This is a genomic window from Paenibacillus sp. FSL P4-0127 (genome assembly GCF_038007325.1).
In the GTDB taxonomy this organism is placed as follows: Bacteria; Bacillota; Bacilli; order Paenibacillales; family Paenibacillaceae; genus Fontibacillus; species Fontibacillus macerans.
Window position 1 is genome coordinate 493,816 of record NZ_JBBOWY010000001.1, and the last position, 22,262, is coordinate 516,077.

The 22,262-nt window shown below is 50.4% G+C and carries 20 protein-coding genes; 4 read left to right on the forward strand and 16 right to left on the reverse strand.

Annotated features, from left to right (window positions below):
* Positions 1–136: 136 nt before the first annotated feature.
* Together ade and NYE74_RS02035 are read left to right on the forward strand one after the other, a co-directional pair.
* A complete protein-coding gene (ade, locus tag NYE74_RS02030; RefSeq protein WP_036627090.1) occupies positions 137–1,948 on the forward strand; it encodes an adenine deaminase in 1,812 nt (603 codons plus the stop codon).
* Positions 1,949–2,290: 342 nt separating this feature from the next.
* Positions 2,291–2,485, forward strand: coding sequence for a hypothetical protein (locus NYE74_RS02035; protein WP_124333556.1), 195 nt, complete (start codon positions 2,291–2,293; stop codon positions 2,483–2,485).
* A gap of 94 nt (positions 2,486–2,579) precedes the next feature.
* Here NYE74_RS02035 and NYE74_RS02040 read toward each other — a convergent pair whose 3' ends face one another.
* The 15 genes from NYE74_RS02040 to NYE74_RS02110 all read right to left on the reverse strand — a co-directional run bounded on the left by NYE74_RS02040 (position 2,580) and on the right by NYE74_RS02110 (position 20,249).
* Positions 2,580–3,329, reverse strand: coding sequence for a hypothetical protein (locus NYE74_RS02040; RefSeq protein ID WP_036627092.1), 750 nt, complete (start codon positions 3,327–3,329; stop codon positions 2,580–2,582).
* A 280-nt stretch (positions 3,330–3,609) separates the two neighbouring features.
* Positions 3,610–5,016 (reverse strand): glucuronate isomerase, encoded by a 1,407-nt coding sequence (gene uxaC, locus NYE74_RS02045; RefSeq protein ID WP_124333555.1) that lies wholly within the window; start codon positions 5,014–5,016, stop codon positions 3,610–3,612.
* Between the two features lie 487 nt (positions 5,017–5,503).
* Positions 5,504–6,556, reverse strand: coding sequence for an ABC transporter substrate-binding protein (locus NYE74_RS02050; protein WP_373281421.1), 1,053 nt, complete (start codon positions 6,554–6,556; stop codon positions 5,504–5,506).
* 479 nt (positions 6,557–7,035) lie between these two features.
* Positions 7,036–7,842 (reverse strand): ABC transporter permease, encoded by an 807-nt coding sequence (locus NYE74_RS02055; RefSeq protein WP_036627096.1) that lies wholly within the window; start codon positions 7,840–7,842, stop codon positions 7,036–7,038.
* Positions 7,839–8,690 carry an ABC transporter permease gene (locus NYE74_RS02060; protein WP_036627098.1) on the reverse strand — a complete coding sequence of 284 codons (852 nt, stop codon included), beginning with the start codon at positions 8,688–8,690 and terminating at the stop codon, positions 7,839–7,841. Before NYE74_RS02060 ends, NYE74_RS02055 begins: the two co-directional genes overlap by 4 nt.
* Entirely contained in the window at positions 8,687–9,661 is a 975-nt protein-coding gene (locus tag NYE74_RS02065) for an ABC transporter ATP-binding protein (RefSeq protein WP_278739816.1), read from the reverse strand. Before NYE74_RS02065 ends, NYE74_RS02060 begins: the two co-directional genes overlap by 4 nt.
* 625 nt (positions 9,662–10,286) lie before the next feature.
* Complete coding sequence (locus tag NYE74_RS02070; protein ID WP_124333554.1) at positions 10,287–11,642, reverse strand: FAD-dependent oxidoreductase; 1,356 nt, start codon at positions 11,640–11,642, stop codon at positions 10,287–10,289.
* Positions 11,643–11,695: 53 nt separating this feature from the next.
* Positions 11,696–12,553 carry a carbohydrate ABC transporter permease gene (locus NYE74_RS02075; protein WP_278739815.1) on the reverse strand — a complete coding sequence of 286 codons (858 nt, stop codon included), beginning with the start codon at positions 12,551–12,553 and terminating at the stop codon, positions 11,696–11,698.
* Entirely contained in the window at positions 12,543–13,490 is a 948-nt protein-coding gene (locus tag NYE74_RS02080; RefSeq protein WP_124333552.1) for a carbohydrate ABC transporter permease, read from the reverse strand. Before NYE74_RS02080 ends, NYE74_RS02075 begins: the two co-directional genes overlap by 11 nt.
* A 59-nt stretch (positions 13,491–13,549) precedes the next feature.
* On the reverse strand, positions 13,550–14,242 hold the full coding sequence (locus NYE74_RS02085; RefSeq protein WP_036627106.1) for a hypothetical protein: 693 nt from the start codon (positions 14,240–14,242) through the stop codon (positions 13,550–13,552).
* A gap of 30 nt (positions 14,243–14,272) precedes the next feature.
* Entirely contained in the window at positions 14,273–15,574 is a 1,302-nt protein-coding gene (locus NYE74_RS02090; RefSeq protein WP_124333551.1) for an ABC transporter substrate-binding protein, read from the reverse strand.
* Positions 15,575–15,749: 175 nt separating this feature from the next.
* Positions 15,750–16,514 carry a response regulator transcription factor gene (locus NYE74_RS02095; protein WP_036627111.1) on the reverse strand — a complete coding sequence of 255 codons (765 nt, stop codon included), beginning with the start codon at positions 16,512–16,514 and terminating at the stop codon, positions 15,750–15,752.
* Positions 16,511–18,361, reverse strand: coding sequence for a cache domain-containing sensor histidine kinase (locus tag NYE74_RS02100; RefSeq protein WP_278739814.1), 1,851 nt, complete (start codon positions 18,359–18,361; stop codon positions 16,511–16,513). The genes NYE74_RS02095 and NYE74_RS02100 overlap by 4 nt, the downstream gene beginning before the upstream one ends.
* A gap of 350 nt (positions 18,362–18,711) precedes the next feature.
* The gene (locus tag NYE74_RS02105) at positions 18,712–19,125 is read right to left on the reverse strand and encodes a hypothetical protein (RefSeq protein ID WP_124333549.1); all 414 of its coding nucleotides are present in this window, start codon (positions 19,123–19,125) and stop codon (positions 18,712–18,714) included.
* Between the two features lie 230 nt (positions 19,126–19,355).
* On the reverse strand, positions 19,356–20,249 hold the full coding sequence (locus tag NYE74_RS02110; protein WP_278739813.1) for an ankyrin repeat domain-containing protein: 894 nt from the start codon (positions 20,247–20,249) through the stop codon (positions 19,356–19,358).
* Positions 20,250–20,605: 356 nt separating this feature from the next.
* On the opposite strand from NYE74_RS02110, the gene NYE74_RS02115 reads away from it, so the two are divergent.
* Both NYE74_RS02115 and NYE74_RS02120 read left to right on the forward strand, forming a co-directional pair.
* Complete coding sequence (locus NYE74_RS02115) at positions 20,606–20,776, forward strand: ribbon-helix-helix domain-containing protein (protein ID WP_115311264.1); 171 nt, start codon at positions 20,606–20,608, stop codon at positions 20,774–20,776.
* Positions 20,777–20,918: 142 nt separating this feature from the next.
* Positions 20,919–21,203 carry a DUF6809 family protein gene (locus tag NYE74_RS02120; protein WP_155619677.1) on the forward strand — a complete coding sequence of 95 codons (285 nt, stop codon included), beginning with the start codon at positions 20,919–20,921 and terminating at the stop codon, positions 21,201–21,203.
* Positions 21,204–21,878: 675 nt separating this feature from the next.
* Here NYE74_RS02120 and NYE74_RS02125 read toward each other — a convergent pair.
* The gene (locus NYE74_RS02125; protein ID WP_155619676.1) at positions 21,879–22,217 is read right to left on the reverse strand and encodes an Imm3 family immunity protein; all 339 of its coding nucleotides are present in this window, start codon (positions 22,215–22,217) and stop codon (positions 21,879–21,881) included.
* Positions 22,218–22,262: the final 45 nt, after the last annotated feature.

Genomic DNA, 22,262 nt, shown 5'->3' on the forward strand with positions numbered 1-22,262 from the left:
ACAACCTCTTAAAGGCAAGGGCTGCCCTGAACAGTCTCCACTGTTCTAAGGGCGGCCTTTTTTGTTATGATTAGGCGTAAGAACTGAAGAGTTTTAAGGCGCTATTTTAGCGAACAGTAAAGGAGTGAACCGGGGAATGAAACCTGCTGCAAGAAAAAAGCTGTACGAGGTAAGCCGGGTTTTGGCGGAAGTGGCCGTCGGGAAAAAGAAAGCCGATTTGGTCGTCAAAAACGGCACCTTAGTTAATGTATACACCGGGGAACTGCTGCCGCATACGGATGTCGCCGTGGCCCAAGGACGTATCGCTTACGTTGGGGACGCCGGGCATACGATCGGCGAGGAGACGGCCGTGATCGACGCCGCGGGACGTTACATCGCCCCGGGGTTGCTGGACGGCCATATGCATGTGGAAAGCACGATGCTGTCGGTGACCGAGTTTGCCAAGGCCGCTTTGGCTAAAGGGACGACCGGCGTTTTTATGGATCCGCACGAAATCGCCAACGTGTTTGGCGCCGAAGGCGTGCGCTGGATGCATGAGGAAGGCCGGGGACTGCCGCTCAAGGTGTTCACCACGTTCCCGTCCTGCGTGCCGGCCACCGACCACCTGGAGGACGCCGGGGCGGCGCTGGAAGCCAAGGACATCGCCGAAGGCATGACCTGGGACGGTGTAGAGGGGCTGGGCGAAGTGATGAACTTCCCTGGTGTCGTTTACGGAGATGCGAAAATGAGCGGAGAGATCCGAGCGACGATGGAAGCGGGAAAAACGGTCACAGGCCATTTCCCCAGCGATGACAAGCTCATGCTGCAGGCGTACATCGCCTCCGGCGTCACCTCCGACCACGAGACGGTCACGCGGGAGCAGGGGCTGCTTAAGCTGCGCCTCGGCATGCATTTGATGATCCGCGAGGGCTCCGCCTGGCATGACGTCAAGGAAGTGATCAAGGTCGTGACCGAAGACCATGCGGATACGGCCAATATCATGCTGGTCACCGACGATGTGTACCCGCAGACGCTGATCGAAAAAGGCCACATGAACCATGTCGTGCGCCGGGCCATTGAGGAAGGCGTGGAGCCAGTCACCGCGATTCAGATGAGCACGATCAACACGGCCCGTTATTTCAAGGTGGACGCTGATGTGGGCGGCATCGCCCCGGGAAAATGCGCCGACCTGCTGCTGATCTCCGATCTAAAGCGGATGGAGCCGTCCACCGTGATTGCGGACGGGACCGTCGTTTACGATAGCGGAGAGCTGCGCGTGCCTTTCCCGGCGTATCCGTATCCGGAACGCGCGCGAAATTCAGTGCATTTGGCCCGCCCTTTGAAGCCGGGCGATTTCTTGCTCGCCAGCCAAAGCGGGAAGGCCGAGACGAAAGTTCATGTCATCGACGTCATCGAAAACAGCGCGCGCACGCAAAAAGGAACCGCCAGCCTGAAAGTGGCGGACGGATTCATTCAGCCGGACCCGGCGCAGGACGTCCTGACGCTGGCCTGCATCGACCGCCATCACGGCTCCGGCGATATTTCGCTAGCGTTTACCCGCGGCTTTGGGCTGAAGCGGGGCGCCGTCGCCTCCACGGTGGCGCATGACAGCCACAACCTGCTCGTGATGGGCGCAAACGCTGAGGACATGGCCTTCGCCGCGAACGAGCTGGCCAAGCTGGGCGGCGGCATGATCGCCGTGCAGGACGGGCAGGTGCTGGCCGCCGTGCCGATGGCGATCGCCGGCCTGATGTCCGAGCAGCCGCTGGAAACGGTGGCCGCGCAGGTCAAGCAGCTGGGGGCCGCCTGGCAGCAGCTCGGATGCCCGCTGAACGCGCCGTTCATGACGTTTTCGCTGATCGCCCTGCCGGTCATTCCGGAGCTTCGCATTACTAACCGCGGGCTCGCGGACGTAAACGAATTCCGGCTGATCCCGGTGGAAATCGTAATTAAGGAATCAGTTTTTTGAAATCTGTCCTAGATGTCTAAACATAAAAAAACCGTTAAAGACTGGGGCCCGCCTGATAGCATGAGAATGCTCGAATTGAATATTTTCCCAATAATTCCTACGCAGGTTTTATGAATTGCATAATTAATGTAGGAGAGTTAAAATTAGGTATAAGGAAAGGAGTGAGATACAATAAAAAAAACTTTTCTTATTTTTTCAGTTTTAATGTTGCTGGTAAGTTGCAGTACAACTCTTAACTTTAGTGGTGAGAGTACCAATTGGAAAGGGAGCTATCAATCGACAATTAATACTAAAACCAGTAGTGAACAGGGCACTTATGAATTCCGCTTTAAAGGTAAAAAGATGAAAAATAATACTGTTGATGAGTTGTTAATAGATAATAATGGTAAAAATACCAAAATAACAGAAATCTCTCTACAAAAAGGAACAATAAAAGTACCAGTGACCTGCTCAGGTTGCGCAATATCAAGCAAAAATAATTCAATAAAAATTACAATAAAATGGGATAATACTGAGGAAACCTTTAATTTAAAATAGCATAAATGAAGAAAAGAAACTCCAATCTTAGGAAGATATTTAATCATCCCAAGATTGGAGTTTTTTCAAAAATTATCTACGAAACATTTTATGCTTAATTATTATATTCAAGATTATTCTGATGAGCTAGTTCCCATGTTGAGTCAGTTCCACGTTTAATTGTAATGTAGGAATTTAGGCCCATTACAACCTTACTTTCAACGGGATAGGACATAGCAGAAGTAGCATCGTATGAGAAACTATTGCCAGTCGGATATTTATCTGCGTGCTTCACCACAACCCCTCCCCCTGCTCTATTTCCTGTTACACCATATCTAACATGACGGTCAGACAATCTGTATTGGCTGTCAATATTATCCCATCCACCAGAAACAGAATCTAGCGTGTAAGTGTATAAATTTCCATTTCTAGATCTAGTAAAGTATACAGTTGAATAAGCTCTTATACCGTATGTTCCATCCCATTGCTCCTCATCTTTACTACCGAAAGGTCGAATAATTCCACTATCATCATTCTCAGAGACAACAACAAATGAGACAATTTTAAAGTTTTCGATTGTCTCATTATTCTTTTTCACCTCTAATAATTTTTGAGTTGTAGAAAAGTGTCTTATCACATCATTATCCGATACCGCCCCAAGTATTGACATGTGCTCCTTGAAGTTATTATCTGTTTCATCAGTGACTCCATTTTTGGCTCTTTCAAAAAGCAAATCGATATCGGTTATTTCATCGGCCCTATAGATAATTTTCCCATCCAAGGAAGCAGACTGAGCAAAACTGGTATCCCCAAATAGAGTCAGCAAAAAAACAATTGACAAAACTAAACTTGTAACCTTTTTCATAGAATCACTCCTTATAAATTGTTTTCTAACATATATAAATATATCATAAATGTTGGTAATTTTATACTATATTTTCCCTTTTATTATTTTACAAAAATAAAACTGCCTGAATAGCCACTTCCTTTTATCGATACTGGTTGAATCATCCATCCGGCAGTATCACGAAATCCGCCTCATTCCTGCCTAGGTGCCGCAGCAAAACAAAGGGGAAGGCTGCACTGCCGTCAGCCTTCCCCTAAATATTCACCGTAGACAGCCCATCCGGCCGTCCTTTCATTTTCTACTCCGGAAACGCAAAATACCGTTTGGCGTTATCGTGACAAATATCGGTCACCATGGTGCTGAGCAGCTCGAAATCCTTCGGCGCTTCGCCCCGCTCCACCCAATCGCCGAGTACATCGCAGAGCAAACGGCGGAAGTACTCATGCCGCGTATAGGACAGGAAGCTGCGCGAATCGGTCAGCATGCCGATGAACTGCCCCAGCACGCCGAGATTGGCGAGCGTCTTCATTTGCTCGATCATCCCGTCCTTGTTGTCGTTGAACCACCAGGCGGTGCCGAACTGGATTTTACCCGGGACGCCGCCGCCTTGGAAGCAGCCCGTAATGCTGGCGAGCGCCGGATAATCGTTTGGGTTCAGCGAGTACAAAATCGTCTTCGGCAGCGCCCCGTCACGTTCCAGTGCGTTCAGCAAGCCGGCCAGCGCGGCGGCGACGGGACCGTCATTGATCGCGTCGTAGCCGGTGTCCGGTCCGAGGCGTTTGAGCATCGCGCTGTTCGTGTTGCGCAGCGCATGGATGTGCAGTTGCATCGCCCAGCCACGCTCGGCGTACTCCCTACCTAGGAAACGCATCGTGTAGGACTTGTACTTCCGCTCCTCCGCCGGGGTGACGCTGCCTTTCTTGAGCGCCTTGTCGAAAATCGCCTCCACTTCCCGCAGCGTCGTCTCCTGGTATTCCATCGTATCCAGCGCATGGTCGGACACCCGGCCCCCAGCTTGATGGAAAAATTCAATCCGCTCCCGCAGAGCCTCCAGCAGCGCGCCATAACTGTCCACCGCTTTGCCCGCCGCCTCCAGCTTGCTTAGCCAAGGTTTGAACGTATCGCGGTTGATCTCCAAAAATTTATCCGGCCGGAAGCTTGGCAGCACCTTCGTGTCGAAATCCTCCAGCTCTTTGATTTTGAAATGATATTCCAGCGAATCCGCCGGGTCGTCGGTGGTGCATACGACGGTGACCTTCGATTTCTTGATCAGATCCCGCGCGCCAAACCCTTCGCCCTGCAGCAGGGCATTGACCCGCTCCCAAATCGCCGGCGCCGTCCGTTCGTTCAGCAGCTCGTCGATGCCGAAAAACCGCTGCAGCTCCAGATGCGTCCAATGGTACAGCGGATTTCCGAGCAACTGCGGCACCACTTTCGCCCATGCCAGGAACTTGTCGTAGTCGCCCGCCCCGCCGGTGATCAGTTCCTCGTCAACGCCGCAGGCGCGCATCACCCGCCACTTGTAATGGTCGCCGCCCAGCCAGGCCTCGGTAATGTTGCGGAATTTCTTGTTCTCGTAAATCTCCTGCGGGCTCAGATGGCAGTGATAGTCGATGATCGGCAGCTCCTTGGCATATTGATGATACAACTCCTTCGCCGTATCGCTGTTCAGCAAAAAATTTTTCCCCAGAAACGTTTTGGCCATTTCTCCGTGCTCCCTTCGTTTTTCAGCCTGATAGATTCCATAATATCAAATGCATGTTAACGTTAACATTACTAGTTGATTTAATTGTAACCGTTTTATCCCGAAACGCAAGAACAAAACTCGATTATGATTATTCAAGTGGATTCGCGCCCGGCGGCAGCAACTGGGTGTGTGATTCGTGATGTGCGCTTTGCCGGACGCCTTAGACGCGGGACGCATGGTCTGCCCCTTAACCGCAGTTGTAGGCGGTGCCGGAACTCCGGCAGCCATGCCGTTCATGCACAAACTTGCAATCGTCAAGAGCGTGCCCATAACTCTCATGTTGTTCGGTTTCATTTGATTTAGCCGCCCCTTTGCTAGGATACCCCCATTATCACCTGGCCGGGTGAAAGTCCTGCTTAAGCTTGCCGCCGCAAAAAAAGAACAGTGCCCTGTCCCCCGCCTCGGGAAATCCATGACACTGTCCTACGTGTTCCTATGTTAACCGTTACTCGCGGCCGCTCTTCAATTCCGTCCAGTAGCGGTCGTAAACCTGCAGCTTGTCACCCACATCGCCGAGCCACTCGGTGCGGGACAGCTCATCGCTGGTCAAATTGATCATTTTGTCGTTCATATATTCCTGGCTATGGAATTCCGCCGCTTTCGTGTTCGGGTCGCTGTAGCCGATCGCTTCGTAGTTTTTCGCGCTGACTTGCGGATCGAGCATGAAATTGATGAATTTCTCGGCCAGCTCCTTGTGCTTGGAATCCTTCGGAATCGCGTAGTTGTCCGACCAGATCGTACCGCCTTCCTTCGGCACCACGTAAGCGACATCCGGATTATCCTTGGCGATATAGGAAGCGTCCCCGGACCACACCGTCGCAATCCAGCCTTCTTCCTGAATCATCTTTTGCTTGATATTGTCGGTGTCGAAGGCCAGCACGCTCGGCAGCAGCTTTTTCAACTCGTCGACAGCCGCGGTGATTTCCGTTTCATTGGTCGAGCTGTTGGAGTAACCGAGCTTTTTCAGCGCCATGCCGATGACTTCGCGGTTGTCGTCCAGCAGGATCACCTTGCCCGCGTATTCGGGTTTCCACAGGTCTTCCCAACTGTTGATTTCCTCTTTCACATACTTCTTATTGTAAGCGATCCCCGTTACGCCGGAAGTATACACGATCGAGTATTTATTCCCGGGGTCGTATGATGGATTTTTATAAGCGTCAGCTACGTTTGCGAAATTCGGAATATTGGCCATGTCCAGCGGAGCCAGCAGGTCCTGCTTGATCATCGTGGCCACCATGTAGTCGGAAGGCTGTATCAAGTCGTAACCGCCCCCGCCGGCTTTGATCTTGGCCAGCAGGTCCTCGTTGTTGGCGAACACGTCGTAATTGATTTTCACGTTGTATTCCTTCTCGAATTGCGCCAGCACTTCCTCATCGAAGTTGTCCGCCCAGCTGTAAATGTTCAGCGTCTCCTTAGACGAGCCGCCGCCGCAACCGGCCAGCAGCCCCACCATCATCGTTACCGCCAGCAGCAAGCCGGCCCATTTCATTTTTTTCAATTCTCAGTCTCCTTTCCTCTTCTTTCATCATGATATTGTTGCGTTGCATTCACTTTTGCCCAAGATTCCCGAAAGAGCTTCCCGGAACGGATCTAACGGTTGTAGCAGCGGCTATTTTCCGAAAAAAGACCTTTTCTAAACTCTAACGGTTGTGAGCGCAGCTATTTGCCTGAATCCAAGCAAAAATAGCCGGAATTAAGTGAAATAAACGCTATGGCAACCGTTACAATTTGAAATCAACGTTTTTGGAACAAATAGCGCTTGTGGCAACCGTTAGAATATTGGTGTTAGCTAGAAAATGTATCTTGTCAGATTAGATCTGGCCTAATAGTATTGGCCCTAACGGTCTCCGCAGACGCAGACGTTATTACGCTCCAATTGAGGTGTTTTGCCCTCGCCTCCAAAGTTCGCCGGGGCAGGATGTGTCCGCACCAGCCAGCCCCTTTGTCCAGTGCATCAGCCAGCACGTCCAGCGCTTCCTAAAACGGCAACACCGACTGTTTCTTTTGCCCCTTGCCGCGGTTCAGCACAAATTGAGCCAAGAAGATCAGCGTTACCGTGACCAGGATCAAAATCGTACAAAGCGCGTTAATTTCCGGGGAAATACCCCGTTTCACCTGGCCGTAGATATAAATCGGCAACGTTGTCGAATTTGGTCCGCTGACAAAAAAGCTAACCATAAAGTCGTCCAGCGACAGCGTAAAAGCGATCAACGCCCCGGAGACAATGCCGGGCAAAATTTGCGGCAGGGTCACGTGACGAAACGTCTGCCAGGTCCCGGCGCCCAAATCCTGGGCGGCTTCTTCCAGTTGGCTGCTCATACCGGACAGCCGGGTCGAGACGACCACATAAACATATGACAAGCTGAACGTGATGTGTGCGATCATAATCGTTATTTTGCCCAGCGGCATATGAAGCTGAGTAAACAGCACCAGCAAGGACAAACCCATAATAATATCCGGGACGATAATCGGCATATACAGCAGCCCGCCCATACCGGCCTTGGTCCTTCTGCCGACCTTGCGCATGGCCAGCGCGGCCAAAGTGCCCAGCAGCGTAGAAACGATCGTGGAAACGACCGCTACGGTCAAACTGTTGCTAAGCGCCTCCATCACATGCCGGTTGTCGAACAAGGACACGTACCAATCGAACGTAAACCCGCTCCAATCCGCGGCCAGCCTCGAGCTGTTGAACGAATAGGCGACGATAAACGCGATCGGCACATAAATGAAAATCATCATGATCAGGGAATGGATGCCCAGCAGCGGATGGCTTTTCGTCTTCATGAGCGCACCTCCCGCACGGTCTGGTACCTTGAGGTCATCGCCCGGTTAAACAGTCCGATCAGAATCAGCGAGGTGATGACGAAGATCACCGACAGCGCCGAGCCGAACGGCCAGTTGCGCGCCCCGAGGAACTGACTTTGAATGATGTTGCTGATCATCGCCGACTTCGCGCCGCCCAGGATGTCCGTGACGACGAACATGCCGGTCGTCGACACATAAACCAGCACCGATCCGGTCATAATCCCCGATTTCGTCTGCGGCAGCGTAATATGCCAAAACGCCCGCCAACGCGAAGCGCCCAAATCACTGGCGGCCTCAAGCAGCTTCTTATCCATCTGCTCCAGGGCAACGTAGATCGGCAACACCATAAACGGAATAAACGTGTATACCATGCCGAGCAGCACCGCGCCCCGCGTATATAGCATCTGCAGCGGTTCGGCGATCAAACCGAAGTCCAGCAGCAGTTCATTGACAACCCCTTGGGTACGAAGCAGCAGCACCCAGGCGTAAGTGCGGATCAGGAAATTGATCCAAAAAGGCACCGTAATCAGCACCAGTCCCCAGGTTTGCATGCGCGGACCGGCGTTCGCAATATAATAAGCCAACGGGTAACTGAGCAGCAGGCAGAAGACGGTCGTCAGGACGGACAAAACGATCGTATCCCAATAAATCCCCAAATAAAGCGGATCGAAAAACATGGCGTAGGCGTCGAATTTGAAGTCCAGCACCACATTGCCCAAACTGTCGCGGCCCATGAAGGAAATGCCTACGACGATCAGCATCGGAACCACCAGAAACAAACTCAGCCACAGTAGAACCGGGAGCAGGCTCAGGCTCGATTTTTTCATGACCCGATGATCACCTCGTCCTCCGGCTTCCAATCCACCCCGATTTGCTCGCCGACTTGATACGGATGGTCATCCGCCGCGTCCAGCACGATTGAAACGGTCATCGGCTCGTTATCCAGCTGGACGATCAATTTATGAACGCTCCCCAAATAAAGTACATCCTGCACTTCGCCGGTTCTTTTGGCGCTGGCCATGCCGCTGCCGCAGACGGTCCGGAGTTTCTCCGGCCGCACCGCAAACAGCCGTCCGTCCAGCGAAAAAATATTGTTCTCGCCAACAAAAGTGGCCGAAAACAGCGTCGCCGGGGAAGCGTAAATTTCGCGCGGCGTACCGATTTGCTCCACCCGGCCGCTGTTCATGATGACGATCCGGTCGGACATCATCATCGCTTCCTCCTGGTCGTGCGTTACATATACGAACGTGATGCCCAAGCTGCGCTGCAGCTGCTTCAGCTCGGCCTGCAGGCTTTTGCGCAACTGCAGATCCAGCGCTCCGAGCGGCTCGTCCAGCAGCAACACGCGCGGCTTGTTGGCGATCGCCCGGGCGATTGCCACGCGCTGCTGCTGCCCGCCGGACAGCTGGTGCGGGTAACGCTTGACGAGTGCGGTCAACTGGGTCATCTCCACCGCCTCTTGAATGCGTTCCTTCTGCTGTTTTGCCGGCATTTTTTTCATTTTCAGACCAAACGCGATATTCTCCTCAACCGTCATATGCGGGAACAAAGCATAATGCTGGAACACAAGGTTCAAATCCCGGCGGTTGGGAGGCAGATTCGTCAGATCGGTCCCATCCAGCAGGATTTTCCCCGACGTCGGCTGTTCAAAACCCGCTATCATGCGCAAAATCGTCGTCTTGCCGCAGCCGCTCGGGCCCAGCAAGGTCAGGAATTCCCCTTCCTTTATGGTGAGCGATAGCGGATGCACGACAACCTGACCCGCAAAGTGTTTTTCCACCGCAGCCAGTTCAATCATCGATGCATCAACTCCTTTAGTAGTTCTGTCATGGGAAAACGCCCCACGGCGCGCTCCCACAGGAAGTAAAACCGCGTTTAGCGGCGTTTTTCTTATGATAAAAAGACGCGGCAACTTCGAAGCATACACTTGCATTTATCTTAAGAAAAAAAAGCCATATCCTGGTATGGCTTTAGCAGGTTCAGCGATTCATTTTTTGCATATTCACTATACCTTGTTTTGGCGCGGGTTACAACACTTTTCTAGGGATTTTACACAGAGGGGAAAATAGGAAGCTCATTCGCGTATTGATTTAGCTTGTCGAAATACTCAGCGAAAAATATAAGAGCAAAAAATGGCGCTATCTCGGCGAAATTCCCACTTCGAGCGAAATAGAGGACATTAATGCTGTTATTTTTGCGAATCGTCGGGAAATAGCCGCTTTTCGCACTATCCATTGAAAAATAAGGACAAAAAATGCCGCTAATGGCGATGATCAGGCTCCAACCCGAAAAATAGGACCATAAAGCGCCGCTATTTTCTGGTGAAGGGGTCCCAGCGGGGCCTCGGGCAGCCTGATTTTTGCATCCAGCCTCCCGCGAAGCCGCCTATGGTATAAGAAGGGGGGCGCCAGCCCCCGTCCCCTTTACACAATTGCCCCTTGGGCCTGCAGCATCTCCCGGAGCTGCGATGTATCCACTTCCGCCGCGGCGATCCCCGCTTTGCAGGCCAGAGCCGCCGCCGTGCCCGCCGCTTCTCCCGTAGCCATGCAGCTGGGCGTCAAGCGGGTGGTCGCCAGCGCTTCGTGTGTGGTGGAAATGCAGCGTCCCGCTGCGAGCAGATTCACCGGCCCTCGGGCCACCAGGCAGCGGTAAGGAATGCTGTAGGAGCCGTCATTTTCGATGGTGGCCGCCATAACCCCTTTGCCTGACGGATCGTGCAGGTCGACCGGATAGCCGCTCTTGGCAATGCCGTCTTCAAAATGCCGTCCCGCCACCACGTCCTCCATCGTTAACCGATATAGACCGTCGATCCGGCGCGACTCTCGGATTCCGATCTGAGGCGCGACCGAGGAAATGGAGGCCTCGGCGAACCCCAGCACGCGTGCTTGCAAAAATTCCGCCATCATCAGCACCTGCTTGCGCCCTTCCTCCTCCGCCAAAGTAAGTTCCTCGACATCGGTTGCGCTTAAGCCTTGAACCCGCGTGCAGTTGATCAGCACCTCGTCCTTCTCCGGTCCGATAAAAAACAGGACTTGATCGCGATTTATCGGCACCCCGGCGGCCTTCCATTCCTTATAAAAACCGGAAACCCCCGTGAGCGGAATACTTCCCATCTCCAGTTCGGCAAACGGTGTCTTGTGGTAAAAATTTTCGGGATCGGCCAGCATCGCCTTCCGAATCGCCTCCACGTCAACCCCCCGCATTCGGAACTTCATCGTCATCGGCTGCGACAGCCCGTCGCCCTCGCGCCCCTGAAGCGTCGGCGCCCCCGCCAGATAAGCGACGTCCGCGTCTCCGGACGCGTCGACGAACATCGCACCGCTCACCTTGATCCGCCCCGATTTTCCGGTAAGGGTCACGGACCGGATATGTTCGCCCTCACGCTCCACCTCGTCGACAAAACTATGCGAGACGAGCTTCACCCCCGCTTCGCGCAGCATATCAACGGCCAGCACCTTATATATCTCTGGATGGTACGGCGTCAACGTGTGCACGAAGCCAACGGTATCGCGCAGATGGCCGGGCGAGCCGCCGCGCTCCATCAGGCGTTCCACGATCTCCTGGGCGATGCCGCCGATGACCCGTTCCCCGCGCTGCGTGTGGAAGGTCATCCAAGGATAAACCCCGGCGGCCGTAGACATCCCGCCGACGAACCCGTACCGTTCGATCAGGATGACGCTGGCCCCCTGCCTGCCGGCAGCGATGGCGGCGGCAATCCCCGCCGGTCCCGCTCCGGTAACCACTACGTCCGCTTCCATCATCCGAGTCCTGCTATCCATTTCTTTCTGCCTCCCTGTAGTCGTTTTTAGTATACTGAACCGGCCTCCCCGAGCTATTCCTTCAGCCCCGTCATCGACACTCCTTCGATAAACTGCTTCTGCGCGAAAAAGAACACGATCAGCAGCGGCAAGGTCGCCATGACCGAAGCGCTCATCAGCAGATGCCACGACGTCCCCGACTCGTCGGTAAACAGCGATAACGCCAGCGGCAAGGTCATCAGCTTGCGGTCGTTGATAAAGATCAGCGGATCAAAAAAATCGTTCCAGCTCGTCAAAAACGTGAAAATGACCAGTGTGGCGATCGCGGGTTTCGCCAAGGGCAGCATGATCGTAGAATAAATCCGCAGCCGCGAGCAGCCGTCAATCATCGCCGCCTCCTCCAGCTCCTTCGGAATCCCTAGAAAAAACTGGCGCATCACAAACACCCCAAACACGCCGCCCGCGCCAAACACAGGCAAAATAATCAACGGCAAATGCGTATTGATCCATCCCAGCTCCCGCATAAACAGAAACATCGGAATGGCGATGACCTCGTTCGGAATCATCATCGTGCTGAGCAGCAGCAGAAACACCAGGCTTCTCCCCCAGAAAGGAATCCGGGCGAAAGAATATCCGGCCATGGAGGAGAAAAGCACGGTTCCCGCCGTGACCAGAAGGGCGATATACACGCTGTTGCCGTAAAACAGATGGAACGGGATCGTCTCCAGCACATCGGCATAATTTGCCCAGCGTACCGGCGAAGGAATCAGCCGCGGCGGAAATACAAACACGTCGGCCGGCTGCTTGAGCGAAGTGGAGATCATCCAGACGAACGGGGTCATCATCACCACCGACACGGCGAGCAGCAGCACATAATGGAGCAGATTCCCGCCTGCCGCGCTATTTTTTTTGGCGAATAGACTAGCTTTCATTCAGAACCCACCTTTTTCTCATCTGCCATTGTACCAGCGTAAGCAGCAGGGTGATGACAAACAGCACATAAGCCAGCGCCGAAGCATATCCGAATTCGAACAGCTTAAAGGCTCTTTCCCAAATCGTATAGACCAGCACCTTGGTGCTGCCGGACGGTCCTCCTTGCGTCATCACATAGATTTGTCCGAACACCTTCAGCGAACCGATAATCGTCATCATCATGGTCAAAAAAATCGTCGGCGTAATCATCGGCACGGTAATCCGGAAAAAAATCCGCATTCTCCCGGCCCCATCGATCCTGGCGGCCTCGTAGAGCTGGGCCGGAACCTGCTGCAGCGCGGCAATGAACAGCACCATGTTCAGACCGACATTTTTCAGCAGACTGGTCACAATGACCACGGGCATGGCAAGCCGGGTATCGTACAGCCAGGCCGGTCCGGTAATGCCGATCATACTCAGCAGTTGGTTAATGAACCCGGAATCCGTGGCAAACATATATTTCCAGACAATCGACCAGACCACCAGCGAAGTCATAACCGGAATAAAGATCAAGGTCCGGAAAAAGCCCGCCCCGCGAATATTTTTCGATAGCGGAAGCGCAAGCAGCAAGGCCAAAATAATGTTCAGCGGAACAAGCCCGGCGGCAAAGTAAAGCGTATTGCCCAGCACCCGCCAAAATTCCGCGTCCCCCGCGACAGCGCGGTAGTTCTCGAACCCGATGAAGTTAGCCTCGCCCAACAACGGCCAATCGGTAAAGCTCATATAAAGCGCCATAATTAACGGGACAAACAGCAGCAGGACGAACCCCAGCACCATCGGCAGCACAAACAGCCAGCCCGCCAAATTGTCCCCCCGGTTTAAGGAACCGGCCTTCCTCTCCTTCCTTCCGAACGGACGGCCGGGCCTTGCCGGTTTTATCGTTTCAAGTGTCGTCATGTCGCTTTTCCTCCTGTCTTTCGGAGCCTCGTGCATAGCAGCCGCAGGATGAGCGCCCTCTACAGACGATCGATCGCATTTCGCAAAGCGGCAACTTCCCGGCGAATTCCTTCCGCTTCATTGCCCGTAACCACCGCCCCAACCAGCAGCACCTTGACGCCGCTATCGGCCAAAGCCGGAATATCCTCCGGGGCGATTTTACGCTGGGTCGGCACAATGACCGGCAATCCGCCGTGTGCCGCGAGCCAGCGGTAATGGAGCAGATCGGCAAGGGTCAGCCTGGTTCCGTATTCATTGCCGGGAACGATGGAAGCCTCAAGCGCGCTCACCCCGAAAGCCCTTCCCCCTTCCACAATACCCCGGTCGAACCCGCTGTCGATCGCAAACGTTTTTGCCAACCCCGGAACCCGCAGCAGAAAAGAAGGGTGGTGAAAGGCGTAGATTGAGTAAAAATCAATACCAAGCTCCGGCAGTCGGGCGATTTCCTCCGGGTTTACCTCTTCCACCGCCCCTCCGGGGACGATCCCGAAAGGCCCGTCAAAGCGGGAGCGGATTTCCTTGAAGATGCCGGCGTAGCTCTCCAACGCGCCGAAGCGATTGCCGCTGGCCCGGTGCCCCACGTTGATATGCACCTTCAGACCGTCGGCCCCTGCGGCCAACGCTGCCTCCGCAAGCTTGATGTCGTTGGCCGGGAGGCTGACGAACAGCTGCAGCCCCGGCTTTCCGTTTAATGCTTGATCCAAACGATTCATGCCCGTTCCCCCTATGCTCAAAAACTGCCTCTATTTGCTCAGCAGGGCATCCACCTTGCTTTTTACCTCATCCTGAATTTGCTGCGGTTCGCTCCGCCCGGCAAACAGCGCGTCAAAGCCCGTCAGAATCTCCGTGTCGATGTTTTGCCAGCGGATATGCCCCGGCTGCACGACCGCTTTAGGCATCTCGTCGATAACCGCCTGCTTGATGTGCCCGGCGTCCGGATTGCCCTCCACGTTCAGGAACTCCTCCGAGTTCAGCACCGATTGGCGCGGCGGCACGAAGAAAGCCGAAGTTTTCTGCACGCCCTCTTTGCCGGCCAGGAATTTCAGCAGCTCCTTGGCTTCTTCCGGATGTTTTCCGTCTTTAAACAGCACGTAGCCGGCCTGACCCATCATCGGAACGCTGCCTTTGGAGCCCGCCGGCATCGGCGCGATGCTCCATTTGAAATTTTGAATCTCTCTGGCCTTGGACACAAAGCTGTAGTTGTCGAAAATCATGCCGATTTGCCCGGACTCGAAATTAACCTGCTCTCCCGCCTTCGGATGCGAACCGTCCGTGAACATCATGCGCTTCAGCATCTCCAGGGTTTCAACCCCGTATTGGTCGTTCCAGGTGTATTCCGTCATCTCCGGATTAAACGGCCCGCTTCCGTTTGACCAGGAATACGAAGCGAGGATAATCCATGTCTTCCAGTCGCGGAAAAAGTTAGCCCCGTAAACGTTCGGCGAAGCAGCGCTCGTCTTGATCGCTTTTGCGGCTTCTTCGAACTTTTCCCACGTCCATTCTCCTTTTTCCGCAAGCTCGTTTGGCGTACTTAAGCCCGCTTGCTTAAACAAATCTTCGTTATAGAACACCACGCTGGGCGGAGTGGAAAACGGCAACCCGTACAGCTTGCCGTCCTGACGGAACAGTTCAAGCGTCGAAGGGATAATGTCAGCGCTGTCAAAAGCCTCATCCTGAACGATATCCGAGACATCGGCCAGAATGTCGTTAGCCATAAATTGCGGCACCATCCGCTCCGATACCCAGGCAATGTCGGGCAGCTCCCGGCCTGCCGCCAGCACGGACATTTTTTGCTGGTAGTCCGCAAACGGGATCGTGTCGATTTGCACCTCAATATTCGGATGCTGCTGCGTAAAAGTGTCGGTCAGCCCTTTGTACAGCTCAAGCTGCGCCGGATTTCCCCAAGTCGCAAATTTGAGCAGCACCTTCTCGCCGCCGGCATTTCCGGGCTCTTCAGCCGTGTTATTCGGCTGTTCTTGTCCGGCGCAGCCGATCAGCGCCACCCCAAGTGTCAATGTCAACAATCCGGTCAACCATTTTTTCATATACCGCTTCCCCCTCTGCATGGTTCATATTCATATTCAAGTTCTAAGGTTAATTATATTGACATGTGAACCTATAAAAAATCACCAAACCTTCAGAAAAGGTACGATTTTTTTAGGTTTTTCTGGTTTTTGCCCATAAAAAAAAGGACTACATAACGTATAATGTTATGTAGTCTTACATTCCTTTCTGTTCCCGATAGGTTCCGGGCGTCATTCCGGTATGCTGTTTAAACACTAGCATAAAATGCTTCGGGCTCTGATATCCCGATAAACGGGCAATGTCGTAAACCTTAAGTTTCGTTGTCTCCAGCAGTTTGCAGGCGCGCCGGATGCGCGTTTCGGCGATATAATCGGACAAATTCCCGCCTTCCTCTTGCTTAAAAAGCTGGCTAAGATAAGAGGGATTAAGGTGCACCATACCCGCTAACGTCTGCAGGCGCAAATCGCCGTCGGGATGTTCGGCGATATAAGTCTTCAGCTTGCGGATAATCCTGCGCCCCTCGCTGCTTGACGGCCCTCCGCCCGGCTCGCTTTCGGGCCCGGCTCCACCCGCATCTCCATTTGAAGGATTCAAGGTTAGCCGAATCTTGTCCAAAACAGCCGCAAAATCCTTACGGTCTATGGGCTTCAACAGATAATCGGCGATCCCGAATTGCAGCGCCTTTTTCGCATAAACAAAATCTCCGTAGCCGCTGACAATGACGATCGGCATCCTATGACCCGCGGCCCGCAGCTTTTCCACCATCTGCAGCCCGTCCATTTCCCGCATCCGGATATCCGTAATGATTGCATCCACTACATTGCGTTCCAGGTAAGCAAGTGCCTCCTTCCCGTGAGCGGCTTCGCATACGACCTCAAAATCGGGGGCCGCGCGGCCGATCAAATCGCGAATTCCTTTACGGATAATATCCTCGTCCTCCACCAGCATAAGCTTGATCATCCGATGCCGACCTCCTGCTCCTTTTGTGTCACGAACGGCAGTGTTATGGTAAAAGCCGTGCCTTGCCCCAAGCTTCCATCGATTTCGAAATCGCAGTCGCTGCCGTAAATCAGCAGCAAGCGCTGCTTGATATTTTTAAGCGCCACTCCATGACCGTGTAACGGCGTCGCCGGCATTTTTGCAGCAGCAGCTCCAGCCTCCTCCAATAAACCCCGCAGAGCTGCCAACTCCTCCTCCGACATGCCCCGCCCGTCATCTCCGATGGTCAGCAGCACCTCATCCTCAAAGCGTGCGGCGGTTACATATACCGTTCCCCCTTGCTCACGGTCTCCGATCCCGTGCATGATCGCATTTTCAATCAGCGGTTGGAGCAGCAGTTTTGGGACCAGGAAATCGTCCAGCCCTTCTTCGATATCAAACATGGCCCGCAGCCTGGAACCGTGACGCATTTTTTGGATGTGAATATAGGATTCGGCCGTCTCAAGCTCCTCGCCAAGCCGGATGAGGCTTTGATCCTGCTCAACCGCGCTGCGGATCAGCCTGCCCAAAGCCGTGGTCATTTCCGAGACGTCCTCATTACCATGCTGCCGGGCAAGCATGCTGATCGACTCCAGCGTATTATAAATAAAATGGGGATGGATCTGGCTTTGCAAGGCAGCCAACTCCGCCTCCCTTTCCCTCATGCCGAGTACGTATACTTCATGGACAAGCCGGTCGATTTCTTCCACCATGCGATTAAAGCCGGAGCCGAGCCGGCCGATTTCATCCTCGGTCACCGCCGGCACGCTCTGTTTGAAATCGCCGCGCTCCACAAGCCGCATTTTCCTGACCAGCATACCGAGCGGTTGGGTTAGACGATAAGAGAAATAAGTGGCGAAGGCCCCGGCCAAAACGAGGCAAATGATACCAGCCAAAAGCGTAAAATTGCGAAGTTCCTTGGTCTCCACAAGCAGGGACGCCACCGGAATATAGCTGACAATATTGATATCGGAATATTTTGAATAGTTGGAGACGACCAAATACTCGTTCCCCTCCATATGCAGGAGCTGACTGGCCGTATCCGAACGTCCGGAAAGCTCGCGGATGCGATCCGGCAGCAGCTTGGCCGTATCCGTGTCTTTCTCCGCAGGCGCCGTGTAGAACAGTTCTTCCCGGCTGTTTTGCACCACGATCCCGCCGTTTTCCTCCATCCTGGCATTATCGACAAGCTGCTTGAACAGCGTTTGCTTCAAATCGATTTTGACTAACCCAAGCGTCCGGTTTGTATTGGGCTCACGGATCAGGCGGGCCACGGAAAAATAACTCTGATTGCCGTCCAGATAGTAAGAGGGCCGATGCGGCGGAAGCAACACCCAAGCCCCCCTCGCTTCCTCCACCCTGGAGTACCAGGGCTGCCCCTCCACGTCCGTGTACGCAGCGATCGCACTTGGCGCCAGGCTCGAGAAAGTGTAACCGCTTCCCGCAAAAATCTGGATGCTGTCGATTTCCGGCCTGTCGAAGGTCATGCTGGCGATATAGAGCTGCATTTTAGAGCGCTCCTCCACCGTGGGCTGCTGATGCAGGCTGTCCTCTCCCCCATACTTGCGCAAGATGGACAATACCCCCGAATCGTATACAGGCATCAACGTTAATCTCTGCATCTCCATCAGCGTCCGGTCCAAATTCCGGTTGATCTGGTCAACCAATTGCGCGGTATAATCAGAGGTTCTCCGTTCAATAGAGCTGGAAAAATCCACATAGGTCGCCACGCCCTGCAGACTAAGCGGAATCGAAATGAGCAGCAGAAAGATCAGCAAAATTTTAGCGCGAAGACTCCAAGATTTAAGCGGTTTCAAGCGGATGAACACGCCCCATTACACCCCTTCCGCCGGTCCTGTTTATTTTCATTCCATTGTACAGGAACATGGTGGGGATGACTATGGGATTGTCCCCGCTCTTTCGTCGATTGTGTTCCTATGCACGAAAAAAAAGCCCCCTCTCCGCATCGGGAAGAAGGGGGGCTTAGTCGTTGTTATGATTCACAAAATATAGACTTCTGAGTCACTCTTAGGTTATTCCCAGTGTTCTTAACATACGGTCGCCTCCTCATTATTTATTTACAGGTACCAATTCTAAATTAAGTATCGATATTAGTCTTGACTATGAAAAGTAAATACCACCGACCCTAACGGTATATCTGAGTATCGTTCTCTTTTAATTAAATAGGTAAAGGATACCTTTCAAGAAATTTACTTAATAGAGTGTTTTTATTAGAGATAACATTTTCAATTTTTTCATATGGTGAGTCACCATACTCTTCTACAATCTGTTCATTCAAGTCAATCAAAACCTGCTTTACTCTTTGATGTATACTTTCTTGACATCTTATCACAATTGCGCAATACCAGTCCTTTTTATTAAATTTAATTAAAATAAAACTGTGTGGGTCCTTAGGATCCTTTATTAAGCGAATAATCTCTGTATCAGATTCATAATCTTGTATATGTTTCATCATATTGTCTTTAGTTAAATCAACGGGAATCTGCATTATGTCGCCTATATTCATTACTAGCTCATGAGTATAGTCATTCGGAAACTCAAATTCGTATTGCTTTAAAGATCCATGTTCCATATATATATCCCCTCTCTCTTCAATTATTTCATTCCGTAATAATAGAACCATTTTTCAGTTTATAACATTTCCTAGATACTGCCTGTACTTCTTTTGCCATTCGTTTCGTCCTCCTTTGATTTTGGGCATGCAAAAAAAGCTCTTTCCTACTCATGGTTCAAGTGGGAAAGAACTTTTGAAAATTTATCAAACATGTTTGTCAAGCTTTAAATGGAGCTTCTACTTAACGCTTATGGATCAATATATCCCTCAAGCAATTCAATAATACGATCTTGCTTGCAGCGTTTTGCCAAAGAAATTGCATCCATATTTTTCATGAATTCATTTGTATATTTTACATTAGCATCTATTCCATATTCCAACAACATCTTAGATGCTTCATAATTACCTTTGCGAATAGCAGTAAAAAGCGGATTTAATTTGGGAGTGCTCACATCAATCATAATATTATGTGATAACAACAGTCTAACAATTTCATTTTCAGATTCAGCAACTGCATTATTCAATTCAATTCCACTGAATTTATTCAAATCGGCCCCTAATAAAATTAATTCTGTTACCAACTCTACATTTCTTGATTTAATTGCAACATTTAATAAAGATCCGTCCTTTGTAATTATGTTATAAAAAGCAGAATGATCATAAATTAATTTTCTATCATTATTTAAGACGCCGTTCCTTAGTTTTTCAGAGATAACTACTATATCGTCTGGTTCCCCCCATAAACAATCAATATTGTAACGTTTCTCATATGCTTCATACTCGTTCGATCCTGGCTTCGGTCCATTAATTACGGCACTCATAAATTCTTCTGGAGGGCAATAGTTATGATCAATTACATAATGAAGTATCATGCTGGGGGCTGCGAATTTCTGTTTACCTTCTTCAGTGATTACTCGAATTTCAGATGATCCTAATGCAGTGAAGGCAGTTGAGTTTGATTTTATGGGAACTTTTCTTATTTCGTTAAAAGAATTTTTTACATACAACCACAAGTTTTCAATAAACTCACTTGATACATTCCCTTTGCTATAATCATCTGCTTCATTTATCCATCCAATGTTTTGTGCATTTTCAAAATGATGAAGAGAATAAAAGGTGAAATCTCTGAAATACTCAGTCATTTTTAACACTCCGGTTATAATTTTGATCAATCAACTACACTATTTCTTTGTCGTCGAGGTTTATAATGCCACACTTCCTCAAACATTAATTTGTAGCCTCCTATTGTTTGTATAATCCTGTAAGTACATCCATAGCTGGACTGGTTCTTACCGACCCAAAAATGAACTCTTCCCAAGAACCATTTTTCACAAATAATTGTTGAGGAGTTGGTCCTTCTGCTGCTGGTCCACTTTCATAAGTGCCATGTCTTCCATCGTCTTTCCTTCATTAGTTATTTAACACTGAATCTATCCGTTGACTTATGTCCGACATAAATGTACAATACTTATGTCCGGCAAAAGTAGGAGGTGAGTGTTTGGCCGACAAGAAAATGGGTCGTCCAACAGACAATCCAAAGCCTAACAAAATTACCATTAGAATGGACAACGATACGCTTGAAAAACTGGATAAGTACTGCAAAAACAATAATATTGAGCGTTCAGAGGGTGTTAGGCAAGCTATTCATAAGTTGGACGATAAAAAATAAAAGGAAGCGGCGCACTCTCGACAAAGAACCACGCCACTTCCCACCTGCAATCACCTAAAAGGCAGACTGCATAAATATCCTATCATGTGCAGTCGGTCCTTTCAAGGAATTGCAAATATAAGAGACTGAAAGGATGTCGTATATGAAAAGCATTTTGGAAGAACTTTTTGACGGGAATATTAACCCGGCTGAACTAATTATTCCAAGAAATCCAGAGTATCGTCCTTTAAATCGTAAAATATCCGATACAATACTTATGTGGAAAGACAAGCTGTCTGAACACGATTTTCAAGAGCTCGAAGAATTGTTGGACTTACGCTCCCAAGCGGATTCCATGTACGCCGAAGCGTCCTTTGTATACGGTTTTAAACTTGCCTTATGGATCATGATTGAAGTAATGACCGGAGATACGGAGCTTGTGCGTTAGTAAGATTAAAGCCTGCACGTACCAAGAGATTTGATAAAATAAAGCCGCCTCCGACATACACACGGAGGCGGCTCGACTATCGCAAAACGCATGCAAATATTATCTGTATCTTCTGTTTCACAATTTATACTCTTTTATAATAAATCCCCGGTTTTCTTATCTGTTATAAAGAACCTCGAACCTTCCTTGAGTGTGCATTTTTGTTAGCCATGCAAAGAAGTCAACATCATCTTCATTACTCCATGGGTCGAAATCAACTACTTTTCCCGCTGATATTCTACCTCGTATACTACCTTACCGTTATTTCTTAGTCTGAATACACGAGCTTCATCATTAAGATTTTCAAAATCCATCGTAAATTTAGAGTTACTGAGATTGTAGATATTATTATGTAAAACTATTTGAATCTCATCAGTATAAGAAAACACAGCAAAAATACTACCATCCTTAAAAACATGTGAACCAATTATTTCCTTCTTATCAGCTTCTTACTTGCTAAATATCATTTCCTCGCAAAGTTCAACATTAAAAAGCTTTAAATACTCACTGAAATTTCTTAGATAACCTTCTTTTATAGACCATTTTTCGCACGTAATCATTTTTTAAATCTCCTAGTAATTTGTCAACATCAGGATTTGGCCGAGTAGCAGGATCAAAAATATCAGCCCTAGCCTCCTAATGAGTATCGTCCGAAAGATGATTTAATACTCTCCTAATTCGCAATTGAAGCTTTTGTTTTTCATCATTAGAAAGTTGTTCGCCTACCTCATCAACATTAAATTCCTTTAGAGTATTTTTAATATTCTGATATTCAATGGACTCCGTCAAACTATCATTTAGTAAACGTTCAGCAAGCGTAGTGTAAACCACAATTTTTTCACTCTTTGTATTTCTACAATCCCTTTTAAAACGGTCAAGGACGACTTTAGCTATTGCATCCTTTGTTTCACTATCTGAAGAAATAGAACTATAGTAACGATTAACTTCATTGGTCATTTCATCATAGTACCACATGGCTCTCGCATTATTAGTTACAGGCTTATTGTTGAGATTGTATAA